Source organism: Rhodococcus sp. IEGM 1379 (genome assembly GCF_030056815.1).
Lineage (GTDB): Bacteria > Actinomycetota > Actinomycetes > Mycobacteriales > Mycobacteriaceae > Rhodococcus_F.
This window is the reverse complement of record NZ_JASHKR010000004.1, coordinates 19,615-35,843: the sequence shown is the minus strand read 5'-3', so window position 1 is coordinate 35,843 and position 16,229 is coordinate 19,615. Positions and strand designations below refer to the sequence as shown.

At 60.1% G+C, this 16,229-nt stretch carries 17 protein-coding genes; 10 read left to right on the top strand and 7 right to left on the bottom strand.

Features of this window, described 5'->3' with window-relative positions; genetic code table 11:
* The first annotated feature begins 9 nt into the window (after nucleotides 1-9).
* From QM600_RS03660 to QM600_RS03630, 7 genes are all read left to right on the top strand, one after another.
* Nucleotides 10-996 (top strand): hypothetical protein, encoded by a 987-nt coding sequence (locus tag QM600_RS03660; RefSeq protein ID WP_283260126.1) that lies wholly within the window; start codon nucleotides 10-12, stop codon nucleotides 994-996.
* Nucleotides 997-1,051: 55 nt separating this feature from the next.
* Nucleotides 1,052-2,680, top strand: a complete 1,629-nt coding sequence (locus tag QM600_RS03655) for a Gp37-like protein (protein WP_283260125.1) — start codon at nucleotides 1,052-1,054, stop codon at nucleotides 2,678-2,680.
* Between the two features lie 36 nt (nucleotides 2,681-2,716).
* Complete coding sequence (locus QM600_RS03650; protein WP_283260124.1) at nucleotides 2,717-3,184, top strand: hypothetical protein; 468 nt, start codon at nucleotides 2,717-2,719, stop codon at nucleotides 3,182-3,184.
* A complete protein-coding gene (locus tag QM600_RS03645) occupies nucleotides 3,184-3,960 on the top strand; it encodes a hypothetical protein (protein ID WP_283260123.1) in 777 nt (258 codons plus the stop codon). The genes QM600_RS03650 and QM600_RS03645 overlap by 1 nt, the downstream gene beginning before the upstream one ends.
* A 26-nt stretch (nucleotides 3,961-3,986) precedes the next feature.
* Entirely contained in the window at nucleotides 3,987-5,090 is a 1,104-nt protein-coding gene (locus tag QM600_RS03640; protein WP_283260122.1) for a hypothetical protein, read from the top strand.
* An 11-nt stretch (nucleotides 5,091-5,101) separates the two neighbouring features.
* Complete coding sequence (locus QM600_RS03635; RefSeq protein WP_283260121.1) at nucleotides 5,102-5,485, top strand: phage holin; 384 nt, start codon at nucleotides 5,102-5,104, stop codon at nucleotides 5,483-5,485.
* Nucleotides 5,486-5,585: 100 nt separating this feature from the next.
* Nucleotides 5,586-6,512: a recombinase family protein gene (locus tag QM600_RS03630; RefSeq protein WP_283260120.1), complete on the top strand. Its 927-nt coding sequence runs from the start codon at nucleotides 5,586-5,588 to the stop codon at nucleotides 6,510-6,512.
* An 82-nt stretch (nucleotides 6,513-6,594) separates the two neighbouring features.
* Here the strand turns inward: QM600_RS03630 and QM600_RS03625 are convergent, their stop codons facing one another.
* The 3 genes from QM600_RS03625 to QM600_RS03615 form a co-directional block, all read right to left on the bottom strand.
* Nucleotides 6,595-7,692, bottom strand: a complete 1,098-nt coding sequence (locus QM600_RS03625) for a DUF4352 domain-containing protein (RefSeq protein WP_283260119.1) — start codon at nucleotides 7,690-7,692, stop codon at nucleotides 6,595-6,597.
* 659 nt (nucleotides 7,693-8,351) lie between these two features.
* Entirely contained in the window at nucleotides 8,352-8,879 is a 528-nt protein-coding gene (locus QM600_RS03620) for a hypothetical protein (protein ID WP_283260118.1), read from the bottom strand.
* Between the two features lie 146 nt (nucleotides 8,880-9,025).
* On the bottom strand, nucleotides 9,026-9,226 hold the full coding sequence (locus QM600_RS03615) for a hypothetical protein (protein WP_283260117.1): 201 nt from the start codon (nucleotides 9,224-9,226) through the stop codon (nucleotides 9,026-9,028).
* A gap of 236 nt (nucleotides 9,227-9,462) precedes the next feature.
* Here QM600_RS03615 and QM600_RS03610 point away from each other — a divergent pair, with 236 nt between their 5' ends.
* The 3 genes from QM600_RS03610 (at nucleotide 9,463) to QM600_RS03600 (ending at nucleotide 12,097) form a co-directional block, all read left to right on the top strand.
* On the top strand, nucleotides 9,463-10,590 hold the full coding sequence (locus QM600_RS03610; protein ID WP_283260116.1) for an NDMA-dependent alcohol dehydrogenase: 1,128 nt from the start codon (nucleotides 9,463-9,465) through the stop codon (nucleotides 10,588-10,590).
* Between the two features lie 37 nt (nucleotides 10,591-10,627).
* Entirely contained in the window at nucleotides 10,628-11,452 is an 825-nt protein-coding gene (locus tag QM600_RS03605; protein WP_283260115.1) for a serine hydrolase domain-containing protein, read from the top strand.
* Between the two features lie 138 nt (nucleotides 11,453-11,590).
* Nucleotides 11,591-12,097, top strand: coding sequence for a DUF3145 domain-containing protein (locus QM600_RS03600; RefSeq protein ID WP_283260114.1), 507 nt, complete (start codon nucleotides 11,591-11,593; stop codon nucleotides 12,095-12,097).
* Nucleotides 12,098-12,147: 50 nt separating this feature from the next.
* Here QM600_RS03600 and QM600_RS03595 read toward each other — a convergent pair whose 3' ends face one another.
* From QM600_RS03595 to QM600_RS03580, 4 genes are all read right to left on the bottom strand, one after another.
* Nucleotides 12,148-13,581 carry an acyl-CoA carboxylase subunit beta gene (locus QM600_RS03595; RefSeq protein WP_283260113.1) on the bottom strand — a complete coding sequence of 478 codons (1,434 nt, stop codon included), beginning with the start codon at nucleotides 13,579-13,581 and terminating at the stop codon, nucleotides 12,148-12,150.
* Nucleotides 13,582-13,683: 102 nt separating this feature from the next.
* The gene (locus QM600_RS03590; RefSeq protein ID WP_243619193.1) at nucleotides 13,684-14,934 is read right to left on the bottom strand and encodes a KasA/KasB family beta-ketoacyl-ACP synthase; all 1,251 of its coding nucleotides are present in this window, start codon (nucleotides 14,932-14,934) and stop codon (nucleotides 13,684-13,686) included.
* A 7-nt stretch (nucleotides 14,935-14,941) separates the two neighbouring features.
* The gene (gene acpM, locus QM600_RS03585; protein ID WP_033233096.1) at nucleotides 14,942-15,217 is read right to left on the bottom strand and encodes a meromycolate extension acyl carrier protein AcpM; all 276 of its coding nucleotides are present in this window, start codon (nucleotides 15,215-15,217) and stop codon (nucleotides 14,942-14,944) included.
* Nucleotides 15,218-15,298: 81 nt separating this feature from the next.
* Nucleotides 15,299-16,207, bottom strand: a complete 909-nt coding sequence (locus QM600_RS03580; RefSeq protein ID WP_283260112.1) for an ACP S-malonyltransferase — start codon at nucleotides 16,205-16,207, stop codon at nucleotides 15,299-15,301.
* Nucleotides 16,208-16,229 lie beyond the last annotated feature (22 nt).

Genomic DNA, 16,229 nt, shown 5'->3' with positions numbered 1-16,229 from the left:
TGGATATCAATGACCACTTGCGACCCTGATTTCAACGGCGGATACCCCGTCCTGTTGATCATGCGGGACTTCGATCCGACGTCTCCGACGTTCGAGCAGGATTTGGTGACGGTGCCGATCTTCGGCCCCAACTTTGTGGGGCAAGGCATTTCACTGCTCGAGGGGTACTCGGGTTTCTATCACACACCGATCACCCAGGTCCGGGAGAACTACGCCTACCAGGCCGGTTCAACTCCGTCGGATTATCCGCGCGTCGAGGAACGGATCCTCGATTGCGATATCGGTGTGCAAGGCCGCAACTGGACTGAGTTCATGCAAGTCGAAACGCTGCTGTGGAAGATCATGAAACCGCCGAAGGGGAAGCGCCCCGACTTTGTGATCCGCATGTATTTCGGTCCCGGTGAGGATGATTGGCGTGAGATCACGGTGCGGCTCGAGCGAACCCCGAAGGACCTGTTCAAACTGGGTCCGGGGTTGACGACGAAATTTAAGTGGTCACTGACCTTGCTCGCGTGCGATCCGTATTGGTATTCGCGGACGCTTCAGGACACAGTCACCTTCGACACCGGCAGCGGGTCGGGTGTGAACCGGATCAGTCAGCGGACACTACTAATCGACAACCTTGCTGATCAGGAATGTTGGCTCGAGTACTCCTCGAACGAGCTCACTACGACATCGACGTTCACGCTGCCGGATGCGTTGGGTGTGTACCCGAAGTGGCACACCTCTGCTGGTCAAAGGATCTATGTGCCGTTGCCGCCGCTCGGGGTGGGGAAGTCGTTTCACGTTCAGACGAACCCGCTGCAGATCGCGCTCGAGGCGATGGACGACAGTCAGGAGGTCGCAAATTTGCAGGGCGACTTCAATAACTCGCTGCCACCACACACTGTCGGCGCACAACTGCCGGTGACGTTGAAGGGTGGGACCGCTCAGACTCAGCTCAGCGTGTACGCAGTCCAGCAGTGGGATCGTGCATTCGGGGGCGAAGCACTGTGAAATCAATTCCGTTACCCACAGTGAACTCTGCACCCTGTAATGGAAGGTGCATCTGATGGCCGATCTGATGACACCTGACGAGGTGCGGGCGATCATCCGCCAACGCACCATCGAACGCATTTCTGTCATGCGCGCGCGCCCGAGAGTGACGCTGTACGACAAGAACTGGCGCAACCCTGTCCCGATCATGGGTGAAGTCGCTGCATCGTTCGAGGAGAAACTGAACGACACCGGCGAAGCCGAACTCACACTATTCGGGAACCACAAGGTTCGCGAATGGGTCATCGAGGAACTCGAAGACGAAGAAGACCTCCACATCCGCGTGCAGATGGCCGGCAAGGAATGGACCGGTAAGGCGTCGTCGATCACCAATCGTGGGGATGAGAAGGGTTTCGAGTTCATCGAGATCAAGTTCCTCCACGAGTACGAGCACATGAAAAAGATTGTCTGCTACTCGAATCCACTGTTGCCGGCCGAGCTACAGGCGCCGAAGATCTGGTCGTACGCAGGATCCTCGGTACGTGGAATCAAGTCCTTGATCTTCCTGAACCTGTTGCGGCGCTTCGGGCCCTTGTGGGCGCTGCCGGAGGACTTGTTCAATCCGTCGTCGTGGATGGCGAACCTGAACCCGGCGAACTGGCCGATCGTTGTCCTCCCCAGTGTCGGGTTCTTCAGCGATCAGTCGATGTGGCAGGTCATCACGACCCGCTTCGGGAACCTGCACGACGTCATCGCACCGTGCCTCGCGATTGCTGGGTTGCAGGTTGTCGTGAAGCGTTGGTTCCCAGGTATGCCGCAGCCGGCGCCCGACCATTTCACGCTGACGGAGTCGACCCTCACGATCGATGTCGTCGACAAGTCTGGGTACCGCGGCAAGGCAGGCAACGTCCTCGACGGGCTCACGCATTTGGTCACGGAGCTTGCGGACGATCTGATCAATCAGGTTGTCCACGCGGTGACCGGTGCGCCGAACCCGCCCGAGTACTCCTTGTCCGGGTTCCTGGGCACGAACCCTGAGCGGCCGTTCGTGACGTGGCGCAACGCCCAGAGAACAGGCCTCTCCGGCATCGGGCAGTGGCAAGCGACCGTCCACAAAGCCCTCGCAGGTGCGATCGTCACCGGCGGCCATTCACCGGACTGGGTGAACGCTGGGCTGAAGCTCATTGCGAACGCGATCCTCGGCTACATCGGCGCCATGTTCGGCAACGCCGGCCTCGCGCTCGGCATCTTCGATTCCCTCATCGAGGACGTCGTGTTGGCGTTCCATCGGATGGCGAACCCGATGCGGCAGAACAGGATGGGCATCCGCGGCCCGGGCTACGGCGAGCACTGGGAAGCCACAGGCGGCACCGGTGCCTCGCTGTCCGCGCTGCAGGCAATTCAGACGGGCTTCGACAAGACGAAGGCGTACCGCTCGTACAAGGTTTCGGTGGTGAACTTCGCGCCGTGGCGTGTCGGTGAGCACTTCGACCTTGGTGACCGGACTGCGGTGGAGATCGGTAAGCGCGGCACCTACTACATCGACCACGTGTATGGGTTGAAGTTGTCGTGGAGTCGCGATCAGGATCCGCGGTACGACATCTCGATTGGTGATGACAAGCGTGATGTGGCGCCGGGTGCGATGTTGGCGCGGCAGATCGAGCAGGTCAAGGCAATCCTGCAATCTGTGTCGGTCGCATCGTGACCGTAATATCGGTACATACAGTGACACTGTGCCCAGGTGATGGAGGTAGTTGTGGCGAAAGCTGACAAGGACGGAATCGTTCGGGATCGCCGGACGGGGATTGTGTTGGCGCGCAGGAACCGCCATCCGATGGCGGATCTGTTCAGGGACGCGCCGATGGGTGAAGGTTTGCCGGGGATGCACATGGACCCGATGGCTGAGCATTTGTTGGCGATCCATATCTTCGACAACCTTGACTGCTTGCCTCCGCAGAATCCGCTGTACAAGCAGGTTCCGGATCCGGAGAGCCTGAACGCGACGGGTACTGATCGGGTGATCTATGTGCCGATCGGCACCCCAGGTCCGGCCGACGTCGAAGCGGAGGAGCCGATCATCGTCGCCGACATCTCCGACTACACCGAAGACCAGGATGCGGCACTGGAGTTGCAGCTCCGGCAGAAGAGGATCGCCCGCAAACTCCTCGAGCAGGCCGACCCGCAAGTGCGTGGGGAAGGTGACTACTGATGGCGTGGGATGGTGAGGTGCCTGTCGATCCGTCGATGGCGCCGAATTATTCTCCACCGAAGACATATTCGAAGAGCACCGTCTCGGGTCTGCAGAATGTTGACCCGTACGACTTCAGTAACGCAGGGAACCTCGATCTGCGTAACCGTGCCGAAGGGGTACGCGGAAACTTCTTGCTGAACATCCTCAACGGGTTCCTCAACATCGGACAGTTATTGGATGATCTATCGAAAGCCATCCGCGGTCTCGGCTCCTTCGGGCCAGGTCCGTTGAAAGATATTCGTGATGGCCAACTCGATTTGAACAACAACATGAATCTTCTTTCGCCGCTGCAGGATTACGGGTCTGCGTACGCGAATACCGCTGGCGGCATCAGCGCGGCAGGCCAATTCGGATTCACGAATCAGATCGGGCCGATGAAGAAATGTCACCTCTCTGGTGGCCGCATCATTCTCGATGACTATGGGCTGTGGGACATCCAATGCAAAATTTGGTTCGACTGGACGGCCTTGGGTGGGACAACGGAGTGGGAGATCCGCATCCTGAAACCTGACGGCACCCTGTTTTCTCGGTCCCGCACCCGCATGAAAGATTCGGACACCTTTTCATCCCTCGATGTGACATCGGTGGTGGTACCTGCTGTGGGATATCAGGTGCAAATCTATATCACGGAAGTCAACGTTGGTCGCGGCGTCATTGGCGGTCCGACATTCAATCGCCTTGCTGTGAAACATATTTCACGTAATACGACTACTGGCGACAACGGCCAAGAATAGTTCGCAAACAACCCCGAGGAGAAGTCATGACACTTGTAGCACCTGCATTCGAAGCTCGCTTCATGCTTGGCAATGCGCGATCTAGCCGCTTCGGCGCCGCCGTCACAAATGCGTTCTGGCACACCGAAGAAGGCAACGCGTCGGCTGTCCAGCTTGCCGGATACTGCGGAAACCCCGCAAACAATGCGAGCTACCACGACATCGTCCGCGACCGCATCGTCTGCCACGTCGTCGACGACGACTACGCCTCATGGTCCGTACTCAACGCGAACCCGTCGAGCTACAACCTGTGCTTCGCCGGATCCCGCGCAGCGTGGACCGAAGCGCAGTGGATGGCCCGCGCCGACGACATCCGCATCGCCGTCTGGCTCACCCTCGAGGTCTGCCGCCGCAAAGGCACAATCGCTACCGAGATCCTCGCCGAAGGTGGTGGACGGTACCGCCGCGGATCCGGCATCGCTGACCACGCTTATGTCACAAAGGTTCTGGGCATCGGCAACCACACCGACCTCGGCGCCTACTTCCCGTGGTGGTTCGCCAAACAGATCCTTGCCGAATACCTCGCGCCGGCGCCCGTCCCGACCGTTGTTCTCAACGCAATCGACGAGGAGTACAAGCGGATCGGCGGCGAAACATCGTGGCTCGGCCTCCTCGAGGAAGGCGAGTTGGACTGTCGCACCCGAGGTGGGAAGTTCTCCCACTTCGATAACGGGGCCATCTACTGGTCGCCCGAGACTGGCGCAAAGGCGATCCCGAACTACTTGCTCGATACGTACGCCACCCACGAGTGGGAGGCAGGGCCGCTCGGGTTCCCGATCGGTGACCACACCGTGCTTACCGGACCGGACGGAAAGCCGTGGGGCGACGTCCAGGGCTTCGAAGGTGGTCCGCTGTACCGCAAGTACGGGGAGCAGGACGGACACCGAGTGCACGGCCTGATACTCGCGACGTGGCGTCGTGCCCAATTCGAGAACGGTGAACTCGGCTGGCCCACTTCTGACGAGATCACCCTCGAGAACGGCGACATCGTCCAGCACTTCGAACATGGCGACGTCTTTTACTCGCCGACCGGCACCGTCGCACTGCGCCCGACCGCGGGACCTGACCAGCACTTCCCGATCTCCCACTGATAGGAGCTTTTATGTCCATTCTCGATTCCATCCGCAAGCTAGTCCCAGCGTCCGCGCGGGAGAACTGGTACCGCTACGGCGGCGCCGCGATTGTGCTCCTCGCGTCATGGGGGTACATCGACACCACTGTCGTCGCGCAGTGGTCGGCTCTCGTCCTCGGCGTGATTACGTTGCTGTTCGCGGCACTGCATTCCACCTCGAGTGTGCGGACCGCGCTGTATCTTCTTCTCGTCGCCGTCCAGGGCGTTGCCGGGGGAGTGTTCGGGATCCTCAACGGCCAGCAGTGGGGTGCCATCGTCACCTTGGCTGGACTTGTTCTCGGTGTGGCGACAGCGGCCGCGAAGACACCGACCCCCGTCGAGTTCCAGGGGATATGGGTACGCGGGTCGCGGTGATCTGAGCTGCAGGAACTGAGGGGCGGGGCCGTTGCGGTCTCGCCCCTTTCTCATGTCCGCTACAGTTTCGGTAGGTACAGTGACCGAAGGGGGCACAGTTGTGAGTCGTGCGTATGGCTGGACAGACAAAGGCGACGCCGTCGTCGAGGACGAAGCGACCGTCATCCGCATGATGGCCACATGGCTCCTCGAAGGTGGCTCACTTCGCGGCCTCACCGAGCACCTCAAATCAGAGGGCATCGCCACCGCCGGCGACAAGACATGGCAGACGGTGACCATCAAACGGGCGCTCACCAACCCCCGCATGATCGGGAAAAAGAAGTCGGGCGACAAACTCGTCGACGCCGAAATCCCGCCGATCCTGCAAACCCGCACATACAACCGGCTGTGCAAACTGTTGCTCGATCCGGAGCGCGCGAAGTTCACCGGCGGCCGCACTCAGGTCGCATTGCTCGGTGGTGGTATCGCTCGCTGCGGTGGCTGCGGCCGGGCCCTGTATTCGTCAGCGTCCACCGGTCGCGCCGCTGTCTACACGTGCTCAACTCGTAGTGGTGAATGCCCCGCGACGGTGTCTGTTCAAGCGGAACTCCTCGACGCCGATGTCACCGAACGGGTCCTCGCGCGCCTGTCGTCACCGAAACTTCGGGCAGCGTTGACGAAGTCGATCAACCAGCTCGGATCCCGCGATGAAGCCGAAGCCCGGATCGAAGATCTCCAAGCTCGGTACACCGCACTCGGTGAGGATTTCGCTGACGGACTCATCGAACGCGAAACGATGCGCGCCGGAACCGACAAAGTACGGGCCAACATCGCGGCCATCGAATTGAAAATGAAGCAGCAAGAAGTGCTCGACGATCTTCCGGAACCGACACCATCCGCAATAGTCGAATGGTGGGAACAGGCCGGCCCCCGCCAACGCCACGACGTCGTATCCATTCTTCTCGACCACGTGACCGTCAAACCCACCGACCGCAGAGGACCCGGCGGACTAGACGACGAACGCATCGAATACGTCTGGAAGAAATAACCGGGCCTATTGTCGCGCCAGCATTTAGATCTGAAAAAGACGAAGGCCCCACCGTTGGTGGGGCCTTCAGTTATTTCTGGGGTCACTTGAATTTGACTCGCGCGCCCGTTGAGAACATTGAGTCATGCGCTTCGAGTGCGGCAGGAACAGCATCAATTGGAATGTCGAAGACCAGGCGCGTCGATCGAGTTATGCCGGGGTTTAGGTCGCCGACACCTCTGTTGTCACCTTCGAGGCCCAACTCGGCGGAGCTGTCGTTAGTGAATTCACGGCCTTGAAGGTCGATCAAAAGCTGGTTTGAACTGGAATAGAACTGCGGCTTGGTCGAGGTGTTCGTGACATCGATGGAGACGATGACGAATTGGCCTTCAGCGGTTTCGTTGAACCATGACGATTTCTTACCGATATTGGTGAGTCCTGATTCCACGTTGGTGACCACGAATGCGAACTTGCCATCACGAATCTCGGTGCCGAGTCCTGTAGCAATCGGCGCTTGCTTGGTGGTCGTTGCTGCCCTCGTTTCTGGAGAGACTTTGTCGACTGCAACATATGGTGCCCGAGCGGTCGTTGTGATCCGCGTAGCGGTGGACGTCGAATTGTCATTGCCGCTGACAGCTGAGATGACGATTCCGCTACCCATGATTAGTAGGCCAACAATCAGCAGTTTGACGCCAGTACTCATCGGCTTCTTCTGCGGCATGCCTTGGGGTTGCGGTGAGGTCAGTCCGCTGCCCCTTCGGGTGGCGTCGGACCACATCGTGCCATTCCAGTAGCGCTGAAGGGCATTGTTCTGTGGGTCTGGGTACCAGCCGGGCTGTGGGTTCATCGTCGCGTCCTTCAGTAACTCGGCGGTGGGGGAGGTGTGTTCGCTGGCTGCACGTGTGACGTCCATTGCGTGCCCGTCGTACCAGCGGATTAAGCCGGGGCTTTGCTGGTCTGGATACCACCCTGGTCCAAGGCCGGAGTGCGGTGCGACGAACTGCACAGGCGGCGGCCGCTTGTCTCCGACCCGGATCAAGGCGCGGATCACAAGTACGACGAATCCAACTGGCAGGCCGATAAAGACGACGAAGAGCAAGATCTGCGCAGGAGATGCGTCTAACGTGCTTTGGCTGACAATGAATACGAAAGCTAAAGCTCCGAGGACGTAGAGGATCCCTCGCACACGCTTGTCTTCCATGACTACCTTTCGCGAAGTGTCCGTAATACATACCAGACAGTTGGAAGACATTCACTTCACCGAAGGCGCAGACTAGAGTCCACTACGTCTCCAAGCTATTGCGTCCGAAGGCAAGATAAGCCACCGGCTTTTGCGTCCGCCTACCTGTCGAGCACGTAGATCGCCCCTCTGACATGCCTTGAGTACGGTGTCGTAGGACGGGCTTGTGTTTGATCCTGACCCTTCCCATCCCAGAAGCTTGGCGACTTGCGCCACTGTTATTGGGATCTCGGTCTTGCTGGCGTCATGCGACACGACAGCCCTCCGTAGTGTGGTGACAAGTACATGCCAGGCAGTCCGGACAGGTCGCGCCTACCGCTCAGAATGGAAGTGAAGTCGATCGCTTACCTGTTCGACGCACCCACTCGTCCTTGCCCACATTTTGCCCACAATCGGGAATATTGGGCGATCGGATCGGATCGGATCGGATCGGAACTTTTGCAGGCAGTGGGCGATTATTGACAGGTTTCCGCAGGATGTGCATGGTAACGAGATCGGACTCATAATCCATTGGTCGTGGGTTCGAGCCCCACCCGCCCCACCACTTCGCAGGCTGCGTGATTGTGAAGGATTTCACTCGCTCAGCGAACGAAATCCTTCACAATCACGCCGAGCTGGCGTTAGCCCAGCGAGAAGAACAGGGGCTCCCGCGCCTCAGCCTCGGAGTACGTCAACCCGCCGCGGTGGGAGACCTCGACCTCGTAAAACTCACTGCCTGCAGGTACACCTTTGATGGTGAATGGCAGGACACACTCGCCGCTGGACCTGTCTCCACTTTCGAGTCGGCCAGTGGCGACCGTCTTGCCGTCCCCGTTGGTTACCTTCACCTCGGTACCGGAATGTATGTCGTCATAGCCGCCATCGCCGACGCAGCCGGAGCCAGTGGAACTCGAGTCGCTGGAGTCCAAGCTCATGGTTCCTGTCATCGTGAATACAGTTGGTGCGTTTGCCTTGCCAATCAGTGTGACTGCACCGAACATTGCACCGGCGATCGCGAGGGCGCCTACCGCGCCCGTCACAACCCAGACCACAGGGTGCGTCGGACGAGGGACCGAGGCGGCGCCGTGGCCGAGGCCGAGGTTATAGCCGTCGTGCCACGCATGGTCGACGTTCGAATCGGGCTGGAAAGGCGGCGGAGGCTGCGTCATACCCACATAGTTCTCGAATTCTCGACCAATCGTTACGTCTTTTGTTCGATTGGTGTAGATGCTCAGCTTGACTACGCAGCCCCGCGATCGTGAAGGATTTCACTCGCTCAGCGAACGAAATCCTTCACGATCACACGAGCTCCGAACTAGGTCGAGTAGTCACGCAGCGTGAGTACGAATCCGACTGCAATGGTGACTACCGCGACGATGTAGATCGTGATCCGTAACCACACCGGCCCGACGTAACTGACCGTGATCGCTGCAGCGAAGGCGACGATGATCATGACCACGCCGTAGGCTGGTGTGCGTTGCGGATGTTCTCCGTGCCGATTCCCCGGACTCCCCATCATCAAAGTCTGCTCCGCGTCGGAAGGCGCGCGCAATGGCTGGAGCGAACGGTCCGAAAATCTGGTTGTCCCACTCAGTGGGTCATTCCGAAATTGGACGCCACGCCGAAAGTCCAGCTCAATAGCGCGTCTGACCTGCGAATCTAAATCTTTTGCTAGAACACGTTCCAATTTCGGTCATTTGTGGCTATGGTCACAAAGAAAGATGCGGGTGTGCGAATGAAAGGTGAAGTGACGTGAAGACCAAGGGTGCAATCCTGTGGGGCCTCAACGAGAAGTGGTCCATCGAGGAGATCGAGATCGGCGAGCCGGTAGCCGGTGAAGTTCAGATCCGCATGGAAGCGGCGGGAATGTGCCACTCAGATCACCACATCGTCACCGGCGCAACGCCGATGCCGTCGTTCCCCGTGATGGGCGGACACGAAGGCTCCGGCGTCATCACCAAGCTCGGCCCGGAGGTCAAGGGTCTCGAGGTGGGCGACCATGTCGTGCTGTCCTTCATTCCGGCTTGTGGAACCTGTCCGGCATGTTCAGCTGGGCACCAGAACCTGTGCGACCTCGGAATGGGTCTGCTCAGCGGTCAAGCAATCAGCGACGGTACGTACCGCATCCAGGCTCGCGGCGAAAACGTGATCCCGATGTGCCTCCTCGGCACGTTCTCCCCGTACATGGTTGTGAACCAGTCGTCTGTCGTGAAGATCGACAAGGACATTCCTTTCGAGGTTGCAGCACTCGTCGGTTGTGGCGTTCCCACCGGTTGGGGATCGGCGACGCATATCGCCGACGTCAAGCCCGGTGAAGATGTTGTGATCATGGGCTGCGGCGGCGTCGGAATCAGTGCGCTCCAGGGCGCAGTTGCCTCCGGTGCCCGCAAGATCTTCGCCATCGATCCGGTGCCGTGGAAGCGCGAGCAGGCCCTCAAGTTCGGTGCTACTCACGCCTACGAAAGTGCTGCGGCCGCAATCGAACCGATCATCAATGAAACTCACGGCCGCATGGCTCAGAAGACCATCATCACCGTCGGTGAGATGAAGGGTGAGTACGTCGAAGAGGCGATGATCTTGACCGCCAAGGCTGGTCGTTGTGTCGTCACCGCCATGGGTCACCTCATGGACATGGACGTCAAGCTCAACCTGTTCCTGATGTCGATGCTCCAGAAGGATCTTCAGGGCAACATCTTCGGTGGCGGAAATGCACGCCAGGATGTTCCCAACCTGCTCGCCATGTACAAGGCCGGCAAGCTCAACCTTGACGACATGATTACCCGTACCTACAGCCTGGAGGGCGTCAACGACGGCTACCAGGACATGCTGGACGGCAAGAACATCCGTGGCGTCATCCGCTACACCGAAGCTGACTGGTGATCAGTTAACTGAATCCATGGGCCAGTAGTCTGATCGAGTGCACAGTCTTGACGTAATCGATCAGTGGCCAGTCGACCATGCGGCAGCGGTCGTCCTCTCGGGAAAGAATTCCGACGAGGGTGGCCGCTTTCGTGCATTCCATGGAGATCAGCATCGAGTCTTTCCGTTGGCGTCAGTGACAAAACCGTTGTGTGCGTACGCAATTCTTGTTGCCGTCGAAGAAGGTGCTGTCGAGCTTGATCAGCCGGCGGGTCCCGAAGGTTCCACCGTTCGCCATCTGCTGGCGCACGCGTCCGGATTGGCGTTCGGGGAGCGGAAGGTCCAGGCGCCCGTCGCATCGAAGCGCATCTATTCGAGCGCGGGGTTCGAGGTGCTCGCCGAATTGATCGAGAGCGAGACGTCGATACCTTTTGCCGACTATCTGGCCGAGGCAGTCTTCGAACCGTTGCAGATGACCACTGCAGAATTGGTGGGACCGGCGGGGCACGGAGCCCAGGCGTCGGCCGAGGACCTGTCGAAGTTCGCTGCAGAGCTACTCGCTCCGACGCTGATTTCACCGCAGACGCACAAAGCCGCGACTTCGGTCCAGTTTCCTGGCCTGAACGGAATTTTGCCGGGATACGGCTCTGCGCGGCCCAATGACTGGGGCTTGGGTTTCGAGATTCGAGGCCACAAGAATCCGCACTGGACCGGTCTGGAGAATTCCGAGGCTACCTACGGTCACTTCGGCCAGTCGGGAACCTTCCTGTGGGTGGATCCGCGTATCGACACGGCGTGCGTCGTTCTTACTGATCGACCATTCGGAGACTGGGCCAAGCCGTTATGGACCGAGGTGTCCGATCACGTAATAGCGGGGAAATAGTAGACAAATAGGTAACAATTTTCTCCCGTTTCACTAGCGCAACACGGGTAACACAGGCACACTGTTCAATCGAGCCTGCTTCACAAACTCGGCAGAGGTCGTTGGGGAAGACGTCCCTCGTCGAAGCAGGAGGCTCGTGTGCAACCGAATCACCTTGCGGATCTGACGGCTGGTGTGGTCTACATCCACTCGTCACCCGCTGCGTTATGCCCGCACGTGGATTGGGCTTTGTCCGCCACGTTGGCGAGTCCTGCCAAGCTGAGATGGACTTCTCAGCCGGCAGACAACGGACTGCTCCGTGCAACAACGGATTGGTCCGGTCCCGTCGGAACCGGTGCAAGACTGGTTGATTCGTTGCGCGTGTGGCCGATGCTCAGATTCGAGGTTACCGAGGATGCAAGCTGTGGGGTGGACGGCGAACGCTACAGTCATGTACCCGGGCTCGGGTTGTGGCGTGGTTCCACCAGTGCAAACGGTGATGTCATGGTCGGTGAGATGCGACTGAGATCCATCATGAATGCGGGCGGTGACATCGTGGCCGAGATCGATCGCGCGATGGGCGCGCCTTGGGATGAAGAGCTGGAACCGTACCGAAGCTCCGGTGAGGGCGCGGAAGTGATGTGGTTACACCGTCGAGTGAGCTGATGTGAACGTGGAGGGTGGGCCGCTGATCAGCGACCCACCCTCCACGTTTCTCACAACGGAATGTTCTTGTGGCGTCCGCGTACGTTCGGTGCGGCAGCAAGAGCCGCCGTGACAATGCTGCGAGTCTTCGTGGGATCGATTTCACGATCGACTACACCGATTTCGACGGCCCGATCCACGCCACCGGCAATGGCTTCGTGCTCGGCTGCGAGTCGATCGTGCAAGGCCTCACGCTCGTCGTCGGGTGTGGCGGCTAGGGCACGCTTGTGCAGGATCCCCACAGCGGCCTTGGCTCCCATGACAGCAACTTCGGAATTCGGCCACGCGAACACGGCTGTTGCGCCGAGTGCACGAGAATTCATCGCGATGTAGGCGCCGCCGTAGATCTTTCGGGTCACCACGGTGACGCGGGGAACGGTGGCTTCAGCGAAGGCATGCAACAGTTTTGCGCCCCGTCGGACAACGCCTTCCCATTCCATCGACACACCGGGCAGGTAGCCCGGGACATCGACGACAACCACCAGCGGAACTCCGAATGCGTTGCACAAGCGCACGAATCGCGCCGACTTCTCCGCACTCTCGGAATTGAGGCACCCGCCCAGACGGAGCGGATTGTTGGCGATGACGCCGACAGTACGGCCCGCCATCCGGCCGAATCCGGTCACGATGCTGCGGGCATAATTACCTTGCAGCTCTTCGAAACTCGACTCGCCCTCGACGTTGTCGAGTAGTTCGTGGACGATCGGCCGCACGTCGTACGCGCGCTTCGCTGACGCCGGCATCATGGCCCGCAGATCGGAATCGCCGAGTTCGGCAGCACGCTGATCGAACGTGCCCTGCTCGCACAGCATGGAGACGAGTCGTCGGGCGCGGTGCAGGGCGTCTGACTCGTCGTGAGCGGCGATGTGTGCGACACCGGACTTCTTGGTGTGGGTGTCTGGCCCGCCGAGCGAGATCATGTCGACCTGTTCGCCGGTGACACTACGTACGACGTCGGGGCCGGTGACAAAAACGCGACCTTCGGGCGCCATGATGACCACGTCGGTCAACGCCGGACCGTACGCGGCTCCGCCGGCGGCAAAGCCCAGAACTACAGAGATTTGGGGGATCAGGCCCGACGCGCGGACCATCGCCTCGAAAACAAGTCCGACGGCATGGAGGGCTTCGACGCCCTCGGCCAGACGGGCGCCACCGGAATGCCAGAGGCCCACGATGGGAGTCTGCTCGTCGATGGCGGTATTGATCGCGCTGACAAGATGTTTGCATCCATCGACGCCCATCGCGCCGCCCATGACGGTGGCATCCGAGCAGTAGGCGATGGTGCGAATACCGTCGATCATTCCGGATGCCGCGAGTACACCGGATTTGTCACGGGGATGGAGAGGAACGGTAGATCCCGGATCGAACAGATTCTCCAGGCGCGCAAGGGGATCGCGTGGGTCTGTCGACGATTCGGACTTTGTCACGGGGGCCAGAATGGTCATCGCGTCCTCCTTCAATTACGTGCCTTCGGGTTAATTGCCGATCGGTGTGCCCGCGAGCGACGCTGTGTTCTGGCGTCACCCGCGGACAGGTGCAACGACTGGCTATGCCCGGCCGAAAGCGAGCGCAACATTGTGCCCACCGAAACCGAACGAGTTGTTCAGTGCGAAATCGAAGCTGCCGGTTCGGGCTTCGCCCTTGACGACATCGAGATCGATCTCTGGATCCTGGTTGTCGAGATTGAGCGTCGGCGGAATGATTCCGTCGCGCACAGCCAGAACCGTCAGGACGGATTCGAGAGCGCCGACAGCGCCGATCGAATGTCCCAGCGCGGATTTCGGTCCGTACACCGCAGCGTGATTGCCCACTGCGGAATTGATTGCCGCAGCCTCTGCGATGTCGCCGATCGGCGTCGCAGTGGCGTGAGCATTGATGTGCTTGATATCCGACTTCGTCAGACCGGCCATCTCGATCGCGCGAGTCATCGCTCGCGCCGCGCCCAGCCCTTCGGGATGTGGTGCCACGATGTGATACCCGTCGGAGGTGATTCCGGAGCCCAACAGGCGGGCATGAATCGTAGCCCCACGTGCCTTGGCATGTTCCTCGGTTTCGAGGATCATCAGAGCGCCGGCCTCACCGAACACGAATCCGTCGCGGTCCTTGTCGAAAGGACGTGAAGCCGCAGTCGGATTTTCGTTGTTGGTGCTCATCGCCCGCATCATGGCGAAGCTTGCGATCGGGACAGCGTCGATAAAGCTCTCGACACCGCCGGCGACCACCATGTCCACGTCACCCATGACAAGCATGCGATGAGCGTGAGCAATGGCTTCGGATCCTGACGAGCAGGCCGAAACCGGCGTGATGACGCCACCGCGAGCGCCGAGTTCGAGGCCCACCGTCGCAGCCGGCCCGTTAGGCATGACCATCTGCACCGAGAACGGGGACACCTTTCGGTAGCCTCCGCTGCGGAGCTTGTCGACCGCGTCGATCAGTGTGTCGCCACCGCCGAGTCCGGTGCCGATGACAACCGCGAGGCGGTCCTTGTCGACCTCGGGACTACCGGCGTTGCTCCACGCTGTGCGGCCGAGGGTGAGCGCGAGACGCTCGACCCAACTCATCCGTCGGATCTCAACTCGCGATAGGCCCTCGTCCGGTGAAACTTTGAGGTGCCCGCCGATACGAATCGGAAGGTCGAATTCTTCGATGAACGGGTCGTCGAGGACTCCGATGCCGCTTTCGCCGGCGAGCAGTGCCTTCCACGTGCCATCCACATCACCAGCCACCGACGTCGAAGTCGCGAGGCTCGTGACTACGATGTCGGGAAATTTCCCCCTGCGGGTAGAAGCGGAAGTCACGGTCGGCTCACTCTGCGTTCTTGGCTTCGGCGCCTTCGGCTTCGAGCTTCTGAATGTAGGCAACGATGTCGCCGACGGTGCGCAGGCCCGCAAGATCCTCATCCGGAACCTTGACGCCGTACTTGTCTTCGGTCTGGACAGCGATCTCGACCATCGACAGGGAGTCAATATCGAGGTCGTCGACGAAAGACTTGTCAGCGGTAACCTCGGAAGGCTCGATACCGGTGACCTCCTCCACGATCTGGCCGAGTTCCGCGATGATTTCTTCCTGAGTGTGGGCCACTGGTGTGGCTCCCTTCTTGATCGATTGAGGTAATGCGCCACGTTCAGCGTTAGGCAGCTGAACGTGGGTGGAGCGCTCGGACTACGGCTGTCCGGGCAGTTCGGAGATATCCTCCGGGTTCTTGAGGGCCAACGTCGGCGTGCCACGCATTTCACGCTTGGCGATACCGACGAGGGCTCCGGCAGGCGGCAACTCCACGACCATGGTGACTTCGGCAGACCGCAGCGATGCGGAGCAGAGTTCCCAGCGGACGGGACGCGTTACCTGAGCGGCAAGTTTGGAAAGTGCATCGGCACCAGAGGTGACCGGCAATCCGTCCGAATTGGAGAGCAATGTCCGTATCGGATCGGAAGGCGTGATCTTGGCGGCAGCGGCTGCGACGGCGTCCTGAGCCGGAGCCATGAACCGTGTGTGGAACGCGCCGGCGACGGGAAGTGCGCGTACCCGAGCCTTGGCGGGCGCGGTGGTCGCGAGTTCTGCCAGTGCAGTGAGTAGACCTGCTGCGACGATCTGACCAGCAGCATTGCGGTTGGCTGCCTCCAGGCCGAGTTCCTCGATGCGTGCCAGAACTTCAGCTTCGTCGCCGCCGAGAACGGCTGACATACCCGTCGCTTCGAGGGCGCAGGCCTTGGCCATCTCGGCACCGCGAACGGCAGCGAGTGCGACGGCGTCGTCAGCGGAGATGACGCCGGCGATAGCGGCTGCGGCGAGTTCGCCGACAGAGTGACCGGCAACGATCACGTCGGAACCGAGCAGGCCCCGTGATTCGATTTCCTCATAGGCAAGGAGGGCGGCTGCTACGACGAGCGGCTGAGTGACCGATGTATCGGTGATCTCTTCGGCTGTTGCGGTAGTGCCGAGGCGGACGAGGTCCAAGCCCGCGGCTTTCGACCACAGTTCAAGGCGGTCTTGCGCGCCGGGCAACGTCAACCATGGGTTGAGCATGCCGGGTGTCTGAGAGCCCTGTCCTGGGGCGAGCAACGAAATCACTTACTAAGAGAACACTGCGCGG